This is a genomic window from Psychrobacillus sp. FSL W7-1493, from assembly GCF_038004905.1.
GTDB lineage: Bacteria > Bacillota > Bacilli > Bacillales_A > Planococcaceae > Psychrobacillus.
This window is the reverse complement of record NZ_JBBOSB010000001.1, coordinates 3,326,532-3,345,695: the sequence shown is the minus strand read 5'-3', so window position 1 is coordinate 3,345,695 and position 19,164 is coordinate 3,326,532. Positions and strand designations below refer to the sequence as shown.

Below are 19,164 nucleotides of genomic sequence, written 5' to 3'. Positions count from 1 at the left end.
ATCACAAATTACTTTAAGTAAACTTAAACTAATGAGGAAGGGAGTGGAAATACTCCCTTTTCTTAACAGAATTAATCGAGCGAGCGTTCAGTCAGTGATATTTTATTTAAATAATCTTGAAAGCGTATACAAATCAAAGGGGTGACTGTATTGACGAAAACAGTAATTTTGGATGGGGCACGTACAGCTTTTGGTAAGTTCGGTGGAGCACTTAGTAACTTAACAGCTTCCGATTTGGGGGGAGTTGCTATAAAAGAAGCACTTGCAAAAGCAGGTGTAAATCCTGAGCAGGTAGATGAAGTGATTATGGGGACGGTTCTACAAGCCGGGCAAGGTCAAATTCCTTCTAGACAGGCAGCTAACAAGGCAGGTATTCCTTGGAATGTTCAAACAGAAACGATTAACAAAGTATGTGCTTCTGGGATGCGAAGCGTAACGATGGCAGACCAAATTATTCGTTTAGGGGACGAAGAGGTAATCGTTGCTGGGGGAATGGAGTCTATGTCCAACGCTCCATACTATTTGCCGAAAGGTAGATTTGGTTTAAGAATGGGCGATGGCCAAATGGTCGACGGAATGATTTACGATGGTCTTTCTTGTTCATTCCATCCAAAGCGTGTTCATATGGGAACTTACGGAAATTCAACAGCTGAGACGTTTGAGTTATCACGTGAAAAGCAAGATGAATGGTCATACAGAAGTCACAGCCTTGCGTTGAAAGCGATTGAATCTGGAATATTTGCAGAAGAAATTGTTCCTGTTGAAATTCCCCAACGGAAAGGTGATCCTATTGTGGTAAATCAGGATGAGGCTCCTCGAGCGGACACTTCTGTTGAATCACTTGGCAAGCTAAAGCCTGCGTTTGGAAAAGAAGGTTCTATTACAGCAGGTAACGCACCTGGAGTAAACGATGGTGCCTGCGCACTTATACTGACGAATGAAGAAAAAGCAAAGGAACTTGGAAAAGAGCCACTAGCATATATAGTTGGCCACACTGCCATTGCAATTGAGCCAGAAAACTTTCCACAAACTCCGGGGCTTGTTATTAACAAGCTACTTGAGAAAACAGGGAAATCTATTGACGACATTGATTTGTTTGAGATCAACGAGGCTTTTGCGGCAGTTGCGTTAGTGAGCAGCCAAATTGCTGGTTTATCAGAGGACAAAGTGAACGTGAACGGTGGGGCTGTTGCATTAGGTCATCCAATTGGAGCATCTGGTGCACGAATTATACTTACTCTTGCGTATGAATTGAAGCGTAGAGGGGGAGGCATCGGAATAGCTGCCATCTGTTCAGGTGGAGGCCAAGGAGATGCCATCATGATTGAAGTTCCAAAAACAGGGGGAAATCTAGCATGAACATTCAAAAGGTAATGGTAATAGGCGCAGGACAAATGGGATCGGGAATTGCACAAGTCTGTGCACAGGCAGGCTATGAAGTGAAGCTAAATGACCGAGAAGAAAAATTCTTTGAGCGAGGCTTTCAAACAATCTCCAAAAATCTTTCTAGAAATGTAGAAAAGGGAAGAATGACCGAGGACGACAAACAAGCGGTTTTAAATAAAATCAGTAAGTCACTATCTATTGACGATGCAAATGACGTAGATCTTGTCATCGAAGCAGCTGTTGAAAACATGGAAATCAAACAATCTATTTTTAAACAACTAGATGCTATTGCACCAGCTCATGCTATTTTAGCAACGAATACGTCATCACTTCCAATCACAGAAATTGCAGCAGCTACCAATCGTCCAGAACAAGTTATTGGCATGCATTTTATGAATCCAGTACCCGTGATGAAGCTCGTTGAAATTATTAGAGGTCTTGCAACTAATGATGAAGTTTATGCGGCGATAGAGGAAATGACGAAAAAGTTAAGTAAGGTTCCTGTTGAAGTAAATGACTTCCCAGGATTTGTTGCAAATCGTGTATTAATGCCAATGATCAATGAGGCAATTTATACATTATACGAAGGGGTAGCAACGAAAGAAGCAATCGATGATGTCATGAAGATGGGCATGAATCATCCAATGGGACCACTGCAGCTAGCAGACTTTATCGGTTTAGATACTTGCTTGTATATTATGGAAGTGCTTCATGAAGGATTTGGTGACAGCAAGTATAGACCGTGTCCGTTATTGCGTAAATACGTGAAGGCTGGATGGCTAGGGAAGAAAACTGGAAGAGGCTTCTATATCTACGAATAACCAACAAAGGGGATTTATTAATGGAGTTAACATTCACTGAAGAACAGCTAATGATGCGCAGCATGGTTCGTGATTTTGCAAAAGCCGAAATAGAGCCTTTTATTGAACGGATGGAGCAAGGGGAGTTCCCTCGTGAAATTATAAAAAAAATGGGTGAGCTAGGTTTAATGGGGATTACGATACCAGAGAAGTACGGTGGATCGGAGATGGACTTTACTAGCTATGTGATTGCCATCAATGAATTATCCAAGGTAAGTGCGGTTGTAGGGGTTATCCTTTCTGTACATACATCCGTAGGGACGAATCCAATTCTTTACTTTGGTAATGAAGATCAAAAACAGAAGTACATCCCAAAGCTTGCATCTGGCGAGTATCTTGGAGCATTTTGTTTAACAGAGCCGTCTGCTGGGTCGGATGCAGGTGCTCTTAAAACGAAAGCAGTCAAAAAAGACGATCAGTATGTGCTTAATGGAGCCAAGGTCTTTATAACAAATGGTGGAGAGGCAGATGTTTACATCGTATTTGCTTCGACGGATGCTTCGCAGGGCTCTCGTGGAATTTCCGCATTTATCGTGGAGAAGGACACACCAGGTTTTATCATTGGAAAAGACGAACACAAGATGGGCTTGCATGGATCGAGAACAGTCCAAATCACCTTCGAGGATATGAAAATCCCAGTAGAGAACCTACTTGGAGAAGAGGGCGAGGGCTTTAAGATTGCTATGGCCAACTTAAACACTGGACGTATCGGAATTGCAACTCAAGCTCTAGGCATTGCCGAAGCAGCTTTCGAAGCAGCGGTAGGATATGCAAAGGAGCGCGTCCAATTTGGTAAGCCGATTGCTGCAAACCAAGGAGTCGGATTCAAGCTTGCAGACATGGGGACAGCAGTTGAGGCAGCTAGATTACTAGTTTACCGAGCAGCCAATATGCGAGATAGAGGGCTTCCTTGTGGGAAAGAAGCATCGATGGCTAAGCTATTCGCTTCTAAAACAGCTGTAGACGTAGCAATTGAGGCGGTTCAGGTATTTGGCGGCTATGGTTACACAGAGGATTATCCTGTAGAACGCTACTTCCGCGATGCAAAGATTACCGAAATTTACGAGGGTACAAGTGAAATCCAACGAATCGTTATTAGCAAACATTTGATGAATTGAGAAATCACTGAATAGAAAACTAGATGAAGGTTACCATTCTCGACCATCCATACCTTGCAGCTTTAACAAATATTGAATGTAGCAGGTTAATAATTAAAAGTTAGGTAGGATGTTATGTATCGAAAGTTAAGTAATATCGATTTTAGCTATTTTATTGGTCAGAAGGTTGAAGAAGTAAATACAGAAAAGAATATAGTTTTTGGAATGGATTTTGAATCAGGATTTTTAACAATTGAATGTCCTTGGAGAATCCGATTTGCTAATGAAGTTGCGATTGGTTACTCCGATGTTCTCCATTCACCCGGGAAGTTTTCACACAAAGATGCTAAACAAATATTACTGGGAAAGAGAATCGTGAATATATTTCACTTCGAACATGTATCTGACCTAATTGTGGAATTTGAAAACAGTATTTATCTTGAAATATTCCACGACAGTTCTTATTACGAAGGATGGCAGTTAGGTACCGAGAAGGGATTATATTTGTTTACTTTGCCTGGAGGCTCTTACAGCGATTAATAAATAGACTAGGTGAACCACCAACAACCATCTGAAAATCACAAAAAAACATAGAAAAAGGCGGAGTGTACAATGAATTTTCAACTAACAGAAGAGCATGAAATGATTCGTAAAATGGTACGTGACTTTGCAGTAAATGAAGTTGCACCAACAGCAGCTGAACGTGATGAAGAGGAGCGCTTTGATCGTGAGATTTTCGACAAAATGGCGGAGCTTGGATTAACAGGAATTCCATGGCCTGAGGAGTACGGCGGAATTGGATCAGATTATTTAGCCTACTGTATCGCAGTAGAAGAGCTATCACGAGTTTGTGCATCTACAGGAGTAACGCTTTCTGCACACACATCTTTAGCTGGATGGCCAATATTCAAATATGGAAATGAAGAGCAAAAGCAAAAATATCTTCGTCCAATGGCAGAAGGAACAAAAATTGGTGGTTACGGATTAACAGAAGCAGGTTCTGGTTCCGATGCAGGTGGCATGAGAACAACTGCTAAATTAGATGGAGATCATTATGTGCTAAATGGCTCTAAAATCTTTATTACGAACGGCGGGATTGCAGACATTTATGTAGTGTTTGCTGTTACAGATCCAGAATCTAAACATAAAGGAACAAGTGCATTTATCGTAGAAGCTGGTTTTGAAGGATTCTCAGTTGGGAAAAAAGAGAAAAAGCTAGGAATACGTTCATCGCCTACAACAGAAATCATCTTTGAAAACTGCCGTGTGCCTAAGGAAAATCTATTAGGTCAGGAAGGTGAAGGATTCATCATCGCTATGAAAACGTTAGATGGCGGTCGTAACGGTATCGCTGCTCAAGCGGTTGGTATTGCTCAAGGTGCTTTAGATGCTTCCGTTAGCTATGCGAAAGAGCGTGTACAGTTTGGCAAGCCAATTGCTGCGAACCAAGGAGTTTCCTTTAAGCTAGCAGACATGGCAACATCAATTGAAGCTTCACGGTTACTTACTTATCAAGCTGCTTGGTTAGAATCTAATGGACTTTCCTACGGGAAGGAATCTGCAATGGCGAAGCTAATGGCTGGAGATACAGCTATGAAAGTAACAACAGAAGCGGTGCAGGTATATGGTGGATACGGATATACGAAGGACTATCCAGTAGAACGTTTTATGCGTGATGCTAAAATAACTCAAATTTATGAGGGTACACAAGAAATTCAACGTCTTGTTATCTCTCGTATGCTTACTAAGTAACATGGACAAAAAACACGAAGTATTGACCTCTGTAAAGGACGGAAACTTAATTGAAAAAAGACGTCAGCAAATGATTCGAGCAGCTGTCACTTTATTCAAACAAAAGGGCTTTCACCGGACTACTACAAGAGAGATTGCGAAGGAAGCGGGCTTTAGTATAGGCACGCTTTATGAATATATCCGTACCAAGGAGGATGTACTCTATTTAGTTTGCGATAGTATTTATCATGAGGTTCATGGAAGACTTTCAGAATTTCAGCCTGAAAAAGGCACGACGATGGAGGACTTGAAGAATGCAATATATCACTATTATGGGGTAATAGATGATATGTCAGATGAGTTTGTCGTCATGTACCAGGAATCCAAGTCGTTACCGAAAAAAGCACTCGAATATGTATTAACTAAAGAGCTAGAAATGGTGGATATATTCCATAAAATCATGGTTGGCTGTATTGAGGCTGGGGAGCTAAAGCTAACTGCGGAGCAGGCTAAACTATATGCTCATACCTTGGCTGTCCAAGGGCAAATGTGGGCATTTAGAAGATGGGCCTTACGCAAGGAATTTACCATCGAGCAATTTACAGATCTACAAGTGCAGTTATTACTCAGTGGGATGGGTAAAGCGAAGGACGTTCTTTAAATTAGTCCAGGGTTTGGAATAAATGTTCACACAAACAAGGAGGAACAACATGTCTAAGGTAGAAGTATATCGTCCAAAAAATCATGTTCGTTTTGTAACGGCGTCGAGTCTTTTTGACGGTCATGATGCATCCATCAATATTATGCGCCGCATTTTACAGGCGAGCGGAGCAGAGGTAATCCACCTAGGCCACAATCGTTCGGTTGAAGAGGTTGTTAATGCTGCTATACAAGAGGATGTTCAAGGGATTGCCATCTCTTCCTATCAAGGAGGACATGTCGAGTATTTTAAATATATGAAGGACTTACTTGCCGAAAGGGGAGCACCTCATATTCGTATATATGGTGGTGGCGGTGGAGTAATTATCCCAAAAGAAATTAAAGAACTGCAGGAATATGGTATTTCCGGAATATTTTCACCTGAAGACGGTCGAAAGCTCGGACTGCAAGGGATGATCAACAAAATGCTAATGGAGTGCGATGTTCCAACAGAGCCTTCAGGAGCAAAGGAAACAATCGAGAAAGTTACAACTGAAAATCCGGAGGTACTCGCTCATCTGATTACACTAGCAGAAGAGGCACATCACACCAAGGATTCCGAAACGAAGAGTATGCTTGAGCTGGCACAAGGCTTGTCTAAGAATACTCCAGTGCTAGGGATCACGGGTACAGGTGGTGCAGGGAAAAGCTCATTAACGGATGAACTGATCCGTCGCTTTCTTCAGGAATTGCCAGATAAAAAAATAGCAGTTTTATCGATTGATCCTACAAAGCAAAAAACTGGTGGGGCTCTGCTTGGAGACCGTATCCGTATGAATGCTATTTTCAATAAACGAGTATTTATGAGAAGCTTAGCTACTCGTGGATCACGAACAGAATTATCAGGCGCAATAGCAGATGTATTAGATGTTGTGAAGGTTGCCGGCTATGATCTGATTGTCGTAGAGACAAGTGGAATCGGTCAAGGGGATGCTGAAATTACGAATGTTTCTGACCTCTCTATGTACGTCATGACTAGTGAGTTTGGAGCACCGTCTCAACTAGAAAAAATTGATATGATTGACTATGCAGACTTAATCGTTATCAATAAATTCGAACGAAAAGGCTCTGAGGATGCATTAAGACAGGTGCAAAAGCAGTATCAACGCAGCCGTGAGCTATGGGATGTGGAGCTGGACAAAATGCCAGTTTACGGTACAATTGCTAGCCAGTTCAATGACAAAGGGACTAACTCATTATTTGCGGCATTAATCGATACGTTGAATAAAAAGTTGGGCACAGATTGGGCAACATCTTATGATCAGTTTGTGAAAACACAAAAGCAAAATGTCATTATCCCTAACGATCGCAGGTACTACCTTCGTGAAATTACGGACACAGTTAGAGGCTATCATAATAAATCTCAAGAGCAGGTAGAGTTTGCTAGACGATTGTTCCAACTAGAGGGTGCAATTGACGAGGTTAAGAAAAAAACTGCAGACGATGCTTTAATTCATTCATTAGAATCCCTAGCCGAGGGCATAAAAGATGAATTAACGGCAGAATCAAAACGTATTTTAGACAACTGGCAGGCACTAAAAGATGCGTATGCAGGCGATGAGTTTGTCACAAAGATTCGTGATAAAGAAATTCGTACAATTCTACGTACGGAAAGCTTGTCTGGCTTGAAAATCCCTAAGGTCGCTCTACCGAAATTTGTCGATTACGGGGAGATTTTGAAATGGGTTTATAAAGAAAATGTACCAGGATCGTTCCCTTATACTGCAGGGGTATTTCCTTTCCGTAGAGAAGGAGAGGATCCTAAGCGTCAGTTTGCAGGAGAAGGAACCCCAGAGCGTACTAACCGTCGTTTCCATTATTTATCTAAGGATGATGATGCAAAGCGATTGTCTACAGCGTTTGACTCCGTAACGCTTTACGGAGAAGATCCAGATTATCGCCCAGATATTTACGGCAAGGTCGGGGAATCTGGTGTTAGTATATGTACATTAGAGGATATGAAAAAGCTTTATGCTGGCTTTGACTTATGTGCGCCATCCACGTCTGTGTCGATGACCATCAACGGGCCAGCTCCGATTATTTTGGCAATGTTTATGAACACGGCAATTGACCAGCAGGTTCGCCTAAAGGAAGAAGAGCTAGGTAGAACATTGACGGTAGAAGAATTCACTCATGTGAAGGAAGCAACATTGCAAGTCGTTCGCGGTACCGTGCAGGCAGACATTCTAAAAGAAGATCAAGGACAAAATACGTGTATCTTCTCGACAGAATTCGCACTTCGAATGATGGGGGACATCCAACAATACTTTATCGACCATAAGGTTAGAAATTACTATTCTGTATCTATTTCTGGTTACCATATTGCAGAGGCAGGGGCAAATCCTATTTCCCAGCTGGCATTTACTATGGCAAACGGTTTTACGTACGTAGAGTATTATTTAAGCCGTGGGATGAATATTGATGAATTTGCACCTAATCTATCATTCTTCTTCTCAAACGGGCTAGATCCAGAATACACGGTGATTGGTCGCGTTGCCCGTCGTATATGGGCTGTGGTTATGCGTGAAAAGTATGGTGCAAATGAGAGAAGCCAGAAGTTAAAGTACCATGTGCAAACATCGGGGAGAAGTCTCCATGCCCAAGAGATAGATTTCAATGATATACGTACAACGCTTCAGGCCTTGATGGCATTGCAAGATAACTGTAACTCGCTCCATACAAACGCGTATGACGAGGCAATCACCACTCCTACAGAGGAATCTGTACGTCGTGCCATGGCTATCCAGATGATTATTACAAAAGAGCATGGTTTATCGAAAAACGAAAACTCTTTACAAGGCTCCTATGTAGTGGAAGAGCTGACGGACCTTGTAGAAGAAGCAGTTCTAACGGAATTTGATCGTATCAATGACCGTGGCGGTGTTCTTGGAGCCATGGAAACTCAGTATCAGCGTGGTAAAATTCAAGAAGAGTCTATGTATTATGAGATGAAGAAGCATACAGGGGAACTTCCGATTATAGGGGTTAACACCTACTTAAATCCAAACCCTGCTTCTGAAGATGATATAGACAATATGGAACTTGCTCGTGCATCCAAAGAGGAAAAAGAAACTCAAATAAATAATTTAAGAGACTTCCAAGCTAAGCATGAAGCTAAAGTGGAGCATGCATTAGAGCGCTTGAAGCAAGTTGCAATGAGTGGTGGCAATATCTTCGAAGAGCTGATGAGCACAGTCCAAATGGCTAGCTTAGGTCAAATTACTAACGCTCTTTATGAGGTCGGCGGTCAATATCGAAGAAATATGTAAAAATATTAGTGTCTCTAAGTATATTAGAGGCACTTTTTTATTATATTTTTTGTATAATGTATATATAAAGTCGTAGAGGAGAAGTGTGATGAAAAAGCCTGTTCAAATTATGGTTATAATTGTTCTCCTTTTAACGACAGTTTGGTTGTATAATAAAAGACTCGCTTCCATACCGTTACTCTTGCTTTCTTTTTATTTATTTTCTATAGTTGGTAGGAAAATATCTCTTTTCAAAAAGAATAAATGAATGTAGCATATAACTTAATTGTTTGTATATAATGGAAAGTATGCAAGCGGACATAGAAAGGACGTGCACGATTTGAATTTTCGTGAAATGACAACAGCACAATTACAAGAAGAATCACTAATAGATATTGGATTTGCAATACTAGAAGATAAGAAAAATTCTTTAACATTAACAGAATTATTTGATGAGATTCAAAAGTTGAACGGCTTTACAGATGAAGAGATGGCAGCTCGTAAGCCTCAATTCTATACAGACATGAATATTGATGGACGTTTCTTAGCAATCGCTGAAAACCAATGGGGTCTTAGAGAATGGTATCCAGTGGAACAAATTGAAGAAGAAACTGCTCCAACTGTAAAAGTACGTAAGAAGAAAACAAAAGCAGTAGATGATTTAGACGACTTGGATGATTTGGATGAGGATGAAATTATCTTCGAAGAAGAATTCGATGAATTTATTGAAGATGACGACGAAGACGATGATGACGACGAAGACGATGATGTAGTAGCAATCGATTTCGTGGAAGCGGAAATTGATGAAGTAGACGTAATCGAGGAAGATTTAATCGACGAAGACGACGAAGACTTTGAAATCATTGATGATGAAGATCTAGATGATGAAGAATTAGACGAGGAAGAATAATTCTTGACTTCTACTAGCAAACGCTATAAGATTTTATTGGGCTCTTTTTGAAGAGACATACTCATGTGCATACGCGCTCCCCTGCTAAAACCAGCAGGAGGAGCGCTTTTTATTATTGGAACACGATAAATAGGAGGAACGACAATGACTAAATTTATTTTTGTTACTGGTGGGGTTGTATCTTCGCTTGGTAAAGGTATTACAGCTGCGTCTCTTGGACGTTTATTAAAAAATAGAGGATTGAAAGTAACTATTCAAAAATTCGATCCTTACATCAATCTAGACCCTGGAACAATGAGTCCATATCAACATGGGGAAGTTTTCGTAACAGACGATGGCGCAGAAACAGACTTAGATTTAGGTCACTATGAGCGCTTCATCGACATCAATCTGAACAAATACTCTAACATCACAACAGGTAAAGTGTATTCGTCAGTTTTAAGAAAAGAACGTCGTGGAGATTATAACGGAGGAACTGTACAAGTCATTCCTCATATTACAAATGAAATAAAAGAAAGATTATTCCTTGCTGCGAGAGAAACTCAAGCTGACATCGTGATTACGGAGATTGGTGGAACGGTAGGAGATATAGAATCCCTTCCTTTCCTAGAAACAATCCGCCAAATGAAGCGTGATGTTGGAAGTAATAATGTAATGTACATCCACTGTACATTAGTACCATTTATCAAAGCTGCTGGTGAGATGAAAACAAAACCAACTCAGCACAGTGTTAAAGAGCTTAGAAGCTTAGGTATTCAACCAAATGTCATTGTTGTTCGCTCTGAAATGCCTGTACCACAAGATATGAAAGATAAAATCGCGTTATTCTGTGATATTAAACCAGAAGAAGTAATTGAATGTATCGATGCAGATTCTTTATATGAAATTCCTTTAAACCTACAAGCTCAGCATTTAGACCAAATCGTTGTAGATCACTTCCAGCTTACTACGCCAGAAGCAGATATGACGGACTGGATAGGATTAGTAGATCAAGTAAAATCATTATCGAAAAAAGTTCGTATTGCTCTAGTAGGTAAATACGTAGAGCTTCAAGATGCATACATTTCTGTCGTAGAAGCAATGAAACATGCTGGATATGCATTTGATGCAGATGTTGAGATTAAATGGGTAAATGCAGAGCACGTAAGCAATGAAAATGTTGCTGAAATTCTTTCTGACGTAGATGGTATCCTTGTCCCTGGTGGATTTGGAGATCGCGGAGTAGAAGGTAAAATTGCAGCGATTAAATTTGCTCGAGAAAACAAAGTACCTTTCTTCGGTATCTGTCTAGGTATGCAATTAGCAACAGTTGAATATGCTCGTAACGTGTTAAACCTAGAAGGAGCACACTCAACTGAGTTAGATCCAAGTACACCACACTCTATTATTGATCTATTGCCAGAACAAAAAGACGTAGAGGACCTTGGTGGTACACTTCGTCTAGGGTTATATCCATGTAAACTAACACCTGGCTCTAAAGCGCAAGAAGCATACGGCGAAGAGCTTGTATATGAGCGTCACCGTCACCGCTATGAATTCAACAATGAGTTCCGTGAGCAATTCGAGGCTGCTGGATTTATGTTCTCTGGGACAAGCCCAAATGGTCGTTTAATCGAAATCGTTGAGCTTCCTGAGCATCCTTTCTTCGTAGCATCTCAGTTCCATCCGGAATTTGTGTCTCGCCCGCAGCGTCCACAACCATTATTCCGTGAATTCATTAAAGCTTCCGTTGGAGAATAATTTAAGATAGAAAAATGAAAGCATCGAGCACTTTACTCTTTTGTAAAATGTTCGATGCTTTTTTGTACTTAAAAGTGATAATTTCACATAAACAGTAATGTAATTATTATACAGTATAGGTTATAATAGGATTAGTGGGGTAGGGAAGGAAGAGTCAAATAGAAATTCTATTATAAATCATATAAATTTCAAATATTCCAATTACATATGAAACTTTGATGTAAGATAATAAGTCTACTATACATAAAGAGTTTTTTGGTGAAAGCGAGTTAGCAGGCAAGGGATTGTAGTAAAAAGTGGGCTCATTGTCGTAAAATAGCCGGTGATTGTAGTAAAATACCTTTCTATTGTCGTAAAACTAGTCAGAGCGAACTAACGGAAGAAAGATTATTTCAGAAACAAACAACCGTTCAAGTCATGAGGCAGGCACCAATTCTAGTGAATAATGTTTGTATATTTTTATCATTAAAAAAGGCTAGCTTTTGGCAGCTAGCCTTTTATACCTAATATTTATTCCTCACTTTTAAGTATTTCGTCGATTTGTAATTTAACAGCCTCATATACGAACAATCCAGCGAGAGCGTGTGGGAAAACTACTCTAGAGCCATCTTCAGCAGGAAGTAGCCCTTTAGAAATCTTTAAGGATATATATGTATATGCAAGATCAAATAACACATTATCGTCCCCAGCTGGCTCGCTAGTTAGGACGCCAAAAGGGATAAACTGCTCACTTAAGCTTTTAGCAAGCGTAATTGCCTCATCATTAAGAGCGGAGCGAGTAATGATCCAAACTCTGTCTGCGCTAGTAAACGCTACGTCAGGACTCCATCTTTCCATTTTTGGAAAAGGCTCAGTAGCATATTGTGCATTTATCGCAATGCTATGCATTTCATCAAAAGTTGCAAAATAGATTTTCCCTTCCCCTGCCGCTGCTTGTGCAAGGAGGCGAGCGGTTTCTTCTATGCTTTCTTCCTCAGAGCTAGCAATTCTTTGGAGCAGCCCGGATAGTTGTGTTGTTAACATTTTCATTCTTTTCACCTCCAAATTATTATATAAGAATTTGGATAATCATTGTAGTAACTTGTATAGCAATCATAAAATAGTTTCTATTTTTAGGAAATTTTATCCTTTTTATCATAATATTTTCAACGGTAAAAGGAGGAAAGAGGAATGTTTGTAGCGAATATTACATTACTAGAAAATACGGTAAAAAGGGGTCTTCCTTCATGAAACAGTTACTAATTGTAGATGATCAACTTGGGATACGGATGCTCTTAAAAGAAGTTTTCGCTCAAGAGGGGTATGAGATTAGCCTAGCTTCAAATGGTTATGAGGCATTGAAGCAATTAGAAGAAAAGCCGATTGCTGGTGTATTATTAGACATGAAAATACCAGGTATGGATGGGATTCAAATTTTAAAAAAAATAAAAGAACAATCACCTGAGTTACCAGTGATGATGATGACCGCTTATGGTGAGTTAAATCTCATTCAAGAGGCGATGGGCTTAGGCGCATCTCTCTATTTTACAAAGCCCTTTGACATTTTTGAAGTAAGGGATGCTGTGAACAATTTACTAAAATAATGAGGGTATGAGCAGGCAGTGGAAAACATCGCCTGTTTTTGTTATGATTGTGTAGGAAATGAGTAGGCTAACTCTAAACAGTTTATTTGGACAAAATATAGGGTATTTTATAATGTGGAACGTTTAGATGGGTGTCCTGCTTAAGCATTTGCTTAATTATTTGAGATGTACCAATTAAAATATAGGAGGTCCTTTTAAATGGCTTTAGTTTCTATGAAAGAAATGCTTGAAAAAGGTAAAAAAGAAGGCTATGCAGTTGGACAATTCAACATTAATAACTTGGAATTCACGCAGGCTATTTTACAAGCAGCTGAAGAAGAAAAGTCACCAGTTATTTTAGGTGTTTCTGAAGGCGCTGCAAAATACATGGGCGGATTTACAACAGTTGTACATATGGTTAAAGGATTAATGGCGGACTATAATATTACAGTTCCGGTAGCAATTCATTTAGATCATGGTTCAAGCTTTGATAAATGTAAGGCTGCAATTGATGCCGGATTTACTTCTGTCATGATTGACGCATCACACCATCCTTTCGAAGAAAATGTAGAAATTACTTCAAAAGTGGTAGAGTATGCTCATGCTCACAGTGTTTCCGTAGAAGCAGAGCTAGGGACTGTTGGCGGTCAAGAAGACGATGTAATAGCAGATGGCGTTATTTATGCTGACCCAGCAGAATGTGCGGAGCTTGTAAAACGCACTGCGATTGATTGTCTTGCCCCTGCGCTTGGATCAGTTCATGGTCCATATAAAGGTGAACCAAACTTAGGTTTTGAAGAGATGGAAGAAATATCTAAATTGGCTGATTTACCATTAGTACTACATGGTGGAACTGGTATCCCAACAAAAGACATTACAAGAGCTATTTCGTTAGGGACAGCTAAGATTAATGTAAATACAGAAAACCAAATTGCTGCAACAAGAGCAATTCGTGAATACCTAGCAGCTAACGAAGAACAATACGATCCACGTAAGTATTTAATCCCAGCACGTGATGCAATAAAAGCAACTGTGATTGGAAAAATGCGTGAATTCGGAAGTTCTAATAAAGCATAAGTAATATAAATAGCTATAAAGGAGAAGTGCTCTTTGGCTCTTAAGTAGAGTGACAAGAGGGACTTCTCCTGTTTTTCCATCAAGAGGAGGATATTATTAATATGAAATTTTTTATCGATACAGCAAACTTTGACGAAATAAAAGAAGCACACTCATGGGGAGTAATCTCAGGTGTTACTACAAATCCATCTTTAGTAGCAAAAGAGAATATTTCTTTTCACGATCGTTTACGTGAAATCACAGCTTTAGTAGATGGTTCAGTAAGTGCAGAGGTTATAGCTTTAGATGCAGAAGGTATGATTAAAGAAGGTAGAGAGCTAGCTGCAATTGCACCAAACATCACAGTGAAGCTTCCAATGACACCAGAAGGCTTAAAAGCATGTTCGGTTTTCCGTGCAGAAGGTATTAAAACTAACGTAACTCTAATCTTCAGTGCAAACCAAGCATTAATGGCAGCACGTGCTGGTGCTACATATGTTTCTCCTTTCTTAGGACGTTTAGACGATATTGGCCATGATGGTATGGAATTGATTGCTAAAATCTCAACTATATTCTCTATCCATAACATTGACACAGAAATTATTGCTGCTTCAATCAGACATCCACAGCATATTACTGATGCGGCATTAAATGGTGCACATATTTCTACTACTCCATTTAAAGTTTTAAAACAATTATTCAATCATCCTTTAACTGATAAAGGAATTGAAGGTTTCCTAGCGGATTGGAACAATAGAAAAAGCGAGTAACCAACACGAAGGAGAACGGTATGGAAGTTTATAAAATAAAAGGAGGAAACACCCTCCGTGGCACGATTAAAGTAAGTGGGGCAAAAAATAGTGCAGTAGCTCTTATTCCCGCTTCGTTGATGGCTAATTCTCCCGTTACAATAGAAGGCTTACCTGAAATATTGGATGTTTTCACCCTAAAGGAAATTTTAGAAGAGGTTGGTGCAAAAGTAACCTTCTCTGAGGGGACTATGGTGATAGATCCGACAAATGTTGTAGATATGCCTATGCCTAATGGTAATATTAAAAAGTTACGAGCATCTTATTACTTAATGGGTGTTATGCTAGGGAAATTCAAAAAAGCAGCTATTGGGCTGCCGGGCGGCTGTCATTTAGGCCCTCGACCAATTGACCAGCATATTAAAGGGTTTGAAGCGTTAGGTGCAGAAGTGAGCAATGAGCACGGAGCAATCTATTTGAGAGCAGACGAGCTAGTTGGATCAAAAATATATCTAGATGTTGTAAGTGTGGGCGCCACAATTAACATCATGCTTGCTGCCGTCCTAGCAAAAGGTAGAACTATTATCGAAAATGCTGCAAAAGAGCCAGAAATCATTGATGTGGCAACGTTACTTTCAAATATGGGAGCTAATATTAAAGGTGCAGGAACAAACGTGATTCGTATTGATGGGGTAGAAGAACTGCACGGTACGAAGCACACGATTATTCCGGACCGTATAGAGGCTGGCACTTTTATGATTATGGCTGCGCTTGCCGGTGATGGAGTAACCATTGATAATGTCATTCCATTTCACGTTGAAGCTTTAACTGCAAAGCTTCGAGAAATGGGAGTAGCTGTAGAAGAGTTTGAAGAGAAGGTATTTATTCCTAAAACGACAAATTTACAAGCTGTTGACGTTAAGACACTTGTTTATCCTGGATTTGCCACGGATCTTCAGCAACCTTTTTCTGTTTTATTGACACAAGCTACCGGAACTTCGGTCATTACTGATTCTATCTATTCAGCACGGTTTAAACATATTGATGAGTTACGCCGCATGAATGCAAATGGAAGAGTAGATGGTAGAACTGCTGTGCTAACTGGACCCGTTAAGCTAGAGGCTGCAACCGTTCGAGCGAGTGATCTTCGCGCAGGAGCTGCTCTAGTACTGGCAGGCTTAATAGCAGACGGTGAAACCGAAATTCAAGATATCTACCACATAGACCGAGGATATAGCTCATTAATCGAGAAGCTACAAGGTATAGGTGCAGATATTAGAAGAGTGGAAGTCCTGGAAATCGAACAAAATAATAGCTAGAAAAATGGAGGTTGTTTTACTCCATTTTTTTAGAAATTAGACAAAACTTAAGTAATTTCTGTCGGGGCAGACATAGGCGATTGCGCTTTTCTATCTGTCTAGCTCCATCGCCTTGCCCCTCGGGGTCAAATGGGAAAAGCTGCGGTGGCTGAGGAGCTGCCTCCTCGCTTTTCCCCATTTGCCTGTCGGTGCAGACATAGGCGATTGCGCTTTTCTTATTTGACAAATATGCTACAATGATATCGGAAGAAACAAATTCGTATGTATTTATATACAATCCGTAATACGGGAGGCACAAACGAAATGGAACGTAGTTTATCAATGGAATTAGTCCGAGTGACTGAAGCAGCCGCTATTGCATCTGCTCGCTGGATGGGACGAGGATTAAAAAATGAAGCAGATGATGCAGCAACTACTGCGATGCGTACAGTATTTGACACTATCCCTATGGAGGGTGTTGTAGTAATTGGGGAAGGTGAAATGGACGAGGCACCGATGCTATATATCGGAGAAAAGCTTGGCCATGGCACAGGAGGTCCTCAAGTAGATGTAGCAGTAGACCCTTTAGAAGGTACTAATATTGTAGCTTCTGGTGGCTGGAATGCATTAGCAGTTCTAGCAATTGCAGATCGCGGAAATTTACTTCATGCACCAGATATGTATATGGAAAAACTGGCAGTAGGACCTGAATCCGTTGGCCAAGTGGACATAAATGCATCTGTACTTGATAATTTACGTGCTGTTGCTCGTGCAAAAAACAAAGATATTGAAGACGTTGTTGCGACTATCCTAGGTCGTCAGCGCCATGAAAAAATTATCGAAGAAATTAGAGCAGCAGGAGCTCGTATCAAGCTAATTACCGATGGCGATGTAGCTGGTGCGATTAACACTGCTTTTGATAATACTGGTGTTGATATTTTATTCGGCATGGGTGGAGCTCCAGAAGGAGTTATCTCAGCAGTTGGATTAAAATGCTTAGGTGGAGAAATTCAAGGGAAGCTTGTTCCTCAGGATGAGGCAGAACTTGAAAGATGTAAAAAGATGGGGCTAGATGTTTCCAAGGTATTGCGTATGACTGACCTTGTAAAAGGCGATGATGCCATCTTTGCAGCAACTGGAGTTACTGATGGAGAGCTCCTACGTGGAGTGCAGTTCAAAGGCGCTTTTGGTTCCACGCATTCTATCGTAATGCGCGCCAAATCCGGAACTATTCGTTTCGTAGAAGGTCGTCACAGCTTAAACAAAAAACCGAATTTAGTACTATAAAACTAAACTTCTTTGTATACCCGATAGTTCTCTATCGGGTATCCTCTAATAAAACTTCTTTCCTTTTATCCAGTTTCAATAAGTAAACAACAAAATATAGTAAAGAGTGGTGCGTGCTAATGACACAAACAACGATCAATGAGCTAGAGAATATGACCTTAAAAGAGCTCTATACTCTTGCGCGCAAGTATAAAATAGCTGCTTATAGTAAATTATCAAAAAAAGAACTTATTTTTGCAATCTTAAAATCTCGTGCAGAGCAAGAAGGCTTTTTCTTTATGGAAGGTGTTTTAGAGATCATTCAGCAGGAGGGCTTTGGCTTCCTACGACCGATTAACTATTCTCCTAGCTCCGAAGATATTTATATTTCCGCGTCACAAATTAGAAGATTTGATTTGCGTAACGGAGACAAAGTAACTGGGAAAGTACGACCACCAAAGGAAAGCGAACGTTATTACGGTCTTCTGCACGTAGAGCTAGTAAATGGAGAAGATCCTGAAATTGCTAAAGAGCGAGTTCATTTTCCAGGACTAACACCTTTGTATCCAGATCGCCATATTAAATTGGAGACTGTTCCAGAGAAGCTATCTACTAGAATTATGGATTTAGTAGCTCCAGTAGGTTATGGTCAGCGTGGATTGATAGTTGCTCCACCGAAGGCTGGTAAAACATTATTAATAAAAGAAATTGCTAACGCTATTACTACGAACCATCCGAATGCAGAGCTAATTGTATTATTAATAGATGAACGCCCGGAGGAAGTAACAGATATCGAGCGTTCTGTGAAGGCAGATGTAGTAAGCTCCACATTTGATGAGGTACCAGAAAATCACGTTAAGGTAGCAGAGCTTGTCTTGGAAAGAGCTATGCGCCTTGTGGAGCATAAGCGTGATGTTATTATTCTAATGGATTCTATCACTCGTTTAGCACGTGCTTACAATCTTGTTATACCGCCAAGTGGACGTACTTTATCAGGTGGTATTGATCCTGCTGCATTCCATCGTCCAAAACGCTTCTTCGGTGCTGCGCGTAATATCGAAGAGGGTGGAAGCTTAACTATTTTAGCCACTGCTTTAGTTGATACTGGATCACGAATGGATGAAGTTATTTACGAAGAATTCAAAGGTACAGGAAACCTAGAGCTTCACCTAGACCGTAGTCTAGCAGAGCGTCGTATCTTCCCGGCCATTGACATCCGTCGTTCAGGAACAAGAAAAGAAGAATTGTTAATTCCTAAAGACCAATTGGATAAACTATGGGCTATTCGTAAAACCTTCTCTGACTCTCACGATTTTGGAGAGCGTTTCTTGAAAAAACTTCGTCTAACGAAAACAAACGAAGGTTTCTTTGAGCAATTAAGCGAAGAAATGAAAGCACATCGCAGTGGTAAAGTATCATTGTAAATTGAACTAATAATTTCATAAATAGAAGGAGACTCAAGGCAATAGTCATGAGTCTCCTTTTTTGATGTTTTTAAATAATAATTTTATAAACGAAAACTTTTTTAACTGCACGCTCGTCTAATGTGCTAAAGGGGGGAC

The 19,164-nt window shown here is 40.2% G+C and carries 16 protein-coding genes; 15 read left to right on the top strand and 1 reads right to left on the bottom strand.

The window, feature by feature from the left end:
* Positions 1 to 150: 150 nt before the first annotated feature.
* From MKX96_RS16560 to MKX96_RS16520, 9 genes are all read left to right on the top strand, one after another.
* On the top strand, positions 151 to 1,359 hold the full coding sequence (locus tag MKX96_RS16560; protein ID WP_340885440.1) for an acetyl-CoA C-acetyltransferase: 1,209 nt from the start codon (positions 151 to 153) through the stop codon (positions 1,357 to 1,359).
* Complete coding sequence (locus MKX96_RS16555) at positions 1,356 to 2,207, top strand: 3-hydroxybutyryl-CoA dehydrogenase (protein ID WP_340885437.1); 852 nt, start codon at positions 1,356 to 1,358, stop codon at positions 2,205 to 2,207. Before MKX96_RS16560 ends, MKX96_RS16555 begins: the two co-directional genes overlap by 4 nt.
* Positions 2,208 to 2,227: 20 nt before the next feature.
* A complete protein-coding gene (locus MKX96_RS16550; RefSeq protein WP_340885434.1) occupies positions 2,228 to 3,364 on the top strand; it encodes an acyl-CoA dehydrogenase in 1,137 nt (378 codons plus the stop codon).
* Positions 3,365 to 3,478: 114 nt separating this feature from the next.
* Positions 3,479 to 3,883 (top strand): DUF6188 family protein, encoded by a 405-nt coding sequence (locus tag MKX96_RS16545; protein WP_340885431.1) that lies wholly within the window; start codon positions 3,479 to 3,481, stop codon positions 3,881 to 3,883.
* A gap of 72 nt (positions 3,884 to 3,955) precedes the next feature.
* The gene (locus MKX96_RS16540; RefSeq protein ID WP_169359441.1) at positions 3,956 to 5,095 is read left to right on the top strand and encodes an acyl-CoA dehydrogenase; all 1,140 of its coding nucleotides are present in this window, start codon (positions 3,956 to 3,958) and stop codon (positions 5,093 to 5,095) included.
* Position 5,096: 1 nt separating this feature from the next.
* A complete protein-coding gene (locus MKX96_RS16535; RefSeq protein WP_169359442.1) occupies positions 5,097 to 5,735 on the top strand; it encodes a TetR/AcrR family transcriptional regulator in 639 nt (212 codons plus the stop codon).
* Between the two features lie 49 nt (positions 5,736 to 5,784).
* A complete protein-coding gene (icmF, locus tag MKX96_RS16530; protein WP_340885426.1) occupies positions 5,785 to 9,042 on the top strand; it encodes a fused isobutyryl-CoA mutase/GTPase IcmF in 3,258 nt (1,085 codons plus the stop codon).
* A gap of 319 nt (positions 9,043 to 9,361) precedes the next feature.
* Positions 9,362 to 9,931: a DNA-directed RNA polymerase subunit delta gene (rpoE, locus tag MKX96_RS16525; RefSeq protein WP_340885424.1), complete on the top strand. Its 570-nt coding sequence runs from the start codon at positions 9,362 to 9,364 to the stop codon at positions 9,929 to 9,931.
* Between the two features lie 144 nt (positions 9,932 to 10,075).
* Complete coding sequence (locus tag MKX96_RS16520) at positions 10,076 to 11,671, top strand: CTP synthase (RefSeq protein WP_340885422.1); 1,596 nt, start codon at positions 10,076 to 10,078, stop codon at positions 11,669 to 11,671.
* A gap of 510 nt (positions 11,672 to 12,181) precedes the next feature.
* On the opposite strand, the gene MKX96_RS16515 is transcribed toward MKX96_RS16520, so the two are convergent.
* Positions 12,182 to 12,700: a DUF2529 family protein gene (locus tag MKX96_RS16515; RefSeq protein WP_340885419.1), complete on the bottom strand. Its 519-nt coding sequence runs from the start codon at positions 12,698 to 12,700 to the stop codon at positions 12,182 to 12,184.
* A 197-nt stretch (positions 12,701 to 12,897) separates the two neighbouring features.
* On the opposite strand from MKX96_RS16515, the gene MKX96_RS16510 reads away from it, so the two are divergent.
* The 6 genes from MKX96_RS16510 (at position 12,898) to rho (ending at position 19,026) form a co-directional block, all read left to right on the top strand.
* Positions 12,898 to 13,254, top strand: coding sequence for a response regulator (locus MKX96_RS16510; RefSeq protein ID WP_169359446.1), 357 nt, complete (start codon positions 12,898 to 12,900; stop codon positions 13,252 to 13,254).
* 198 nt (positions 13,255 to 13,452) lie between these two features.
* Positions 13,453 to 14,310: a class II fructose-bisphosphate aldolase gene (locus MKX96_RS16505; protein WP_340885414.1), complete on the top strand. Its 858-nt coding sequence runs from the start codon at positions 13,453 to 13,455 to the stop codon at positions 14,308 to 14,310.
* A 101-nt stretch (positions 14,311 to 14,411) separates the two neighbouring features.
* Positions 14,412 to 15,059: a fructose-6-phosphate aldolase gene (gene fsa, locus MKX96_RS16500; protein ID WP_169359448.1), complete on the top strand. Its 648-nt coding sequence runs from the start codon at positions 14,412 to 14,414 to the stop codon at positions 15,057 to 15,059.
* Positions 15,060 to 15,079: 20 nt separating this feature from the next.
* Positions 15,080 to 16,357, top strand: coding sequence for a UDP-N-acetylglucosamine 1-carboxyvinyltransferase (locus MKX96_RS16495; protein ID WP_169359449.1), 1,278 nt, complete (start codon positions 15,080 to 15,082; stop codon positions 16,355 to 16,357).
* A gap of 303 nt (positions 16,358 to 16,660) precedes the next feature.
* The gene (gene glpX, locus MKX96_RS16490; RefSeq protein WP_340885410.1) at positions 16,661 to 17,623 is read left to right on the top strand and encodes a class II fructose-bisphosphatase; all 963 of its coding nucleotides are present in this window, start codon (positions 16,661 to 16,663) and stop codon (positions 17,621 to 17,623) included.
* Between the two features lie 119 nt (positions 17,624 to 17,742).
* Positions 17,743 to 19,026, top strand: coding sequence for a transcription termination factor Rho (rho, locus tag MKX96_RS16485; protein WP_340885408.1), 1,284 nt, complete (start codon positions 17,743 to 17,745; stop codon positions 19,024 to 19,026).
* The last annotated feature ends 138 nt before the right edge of the window (positions 19,027 to 19,164 follow it).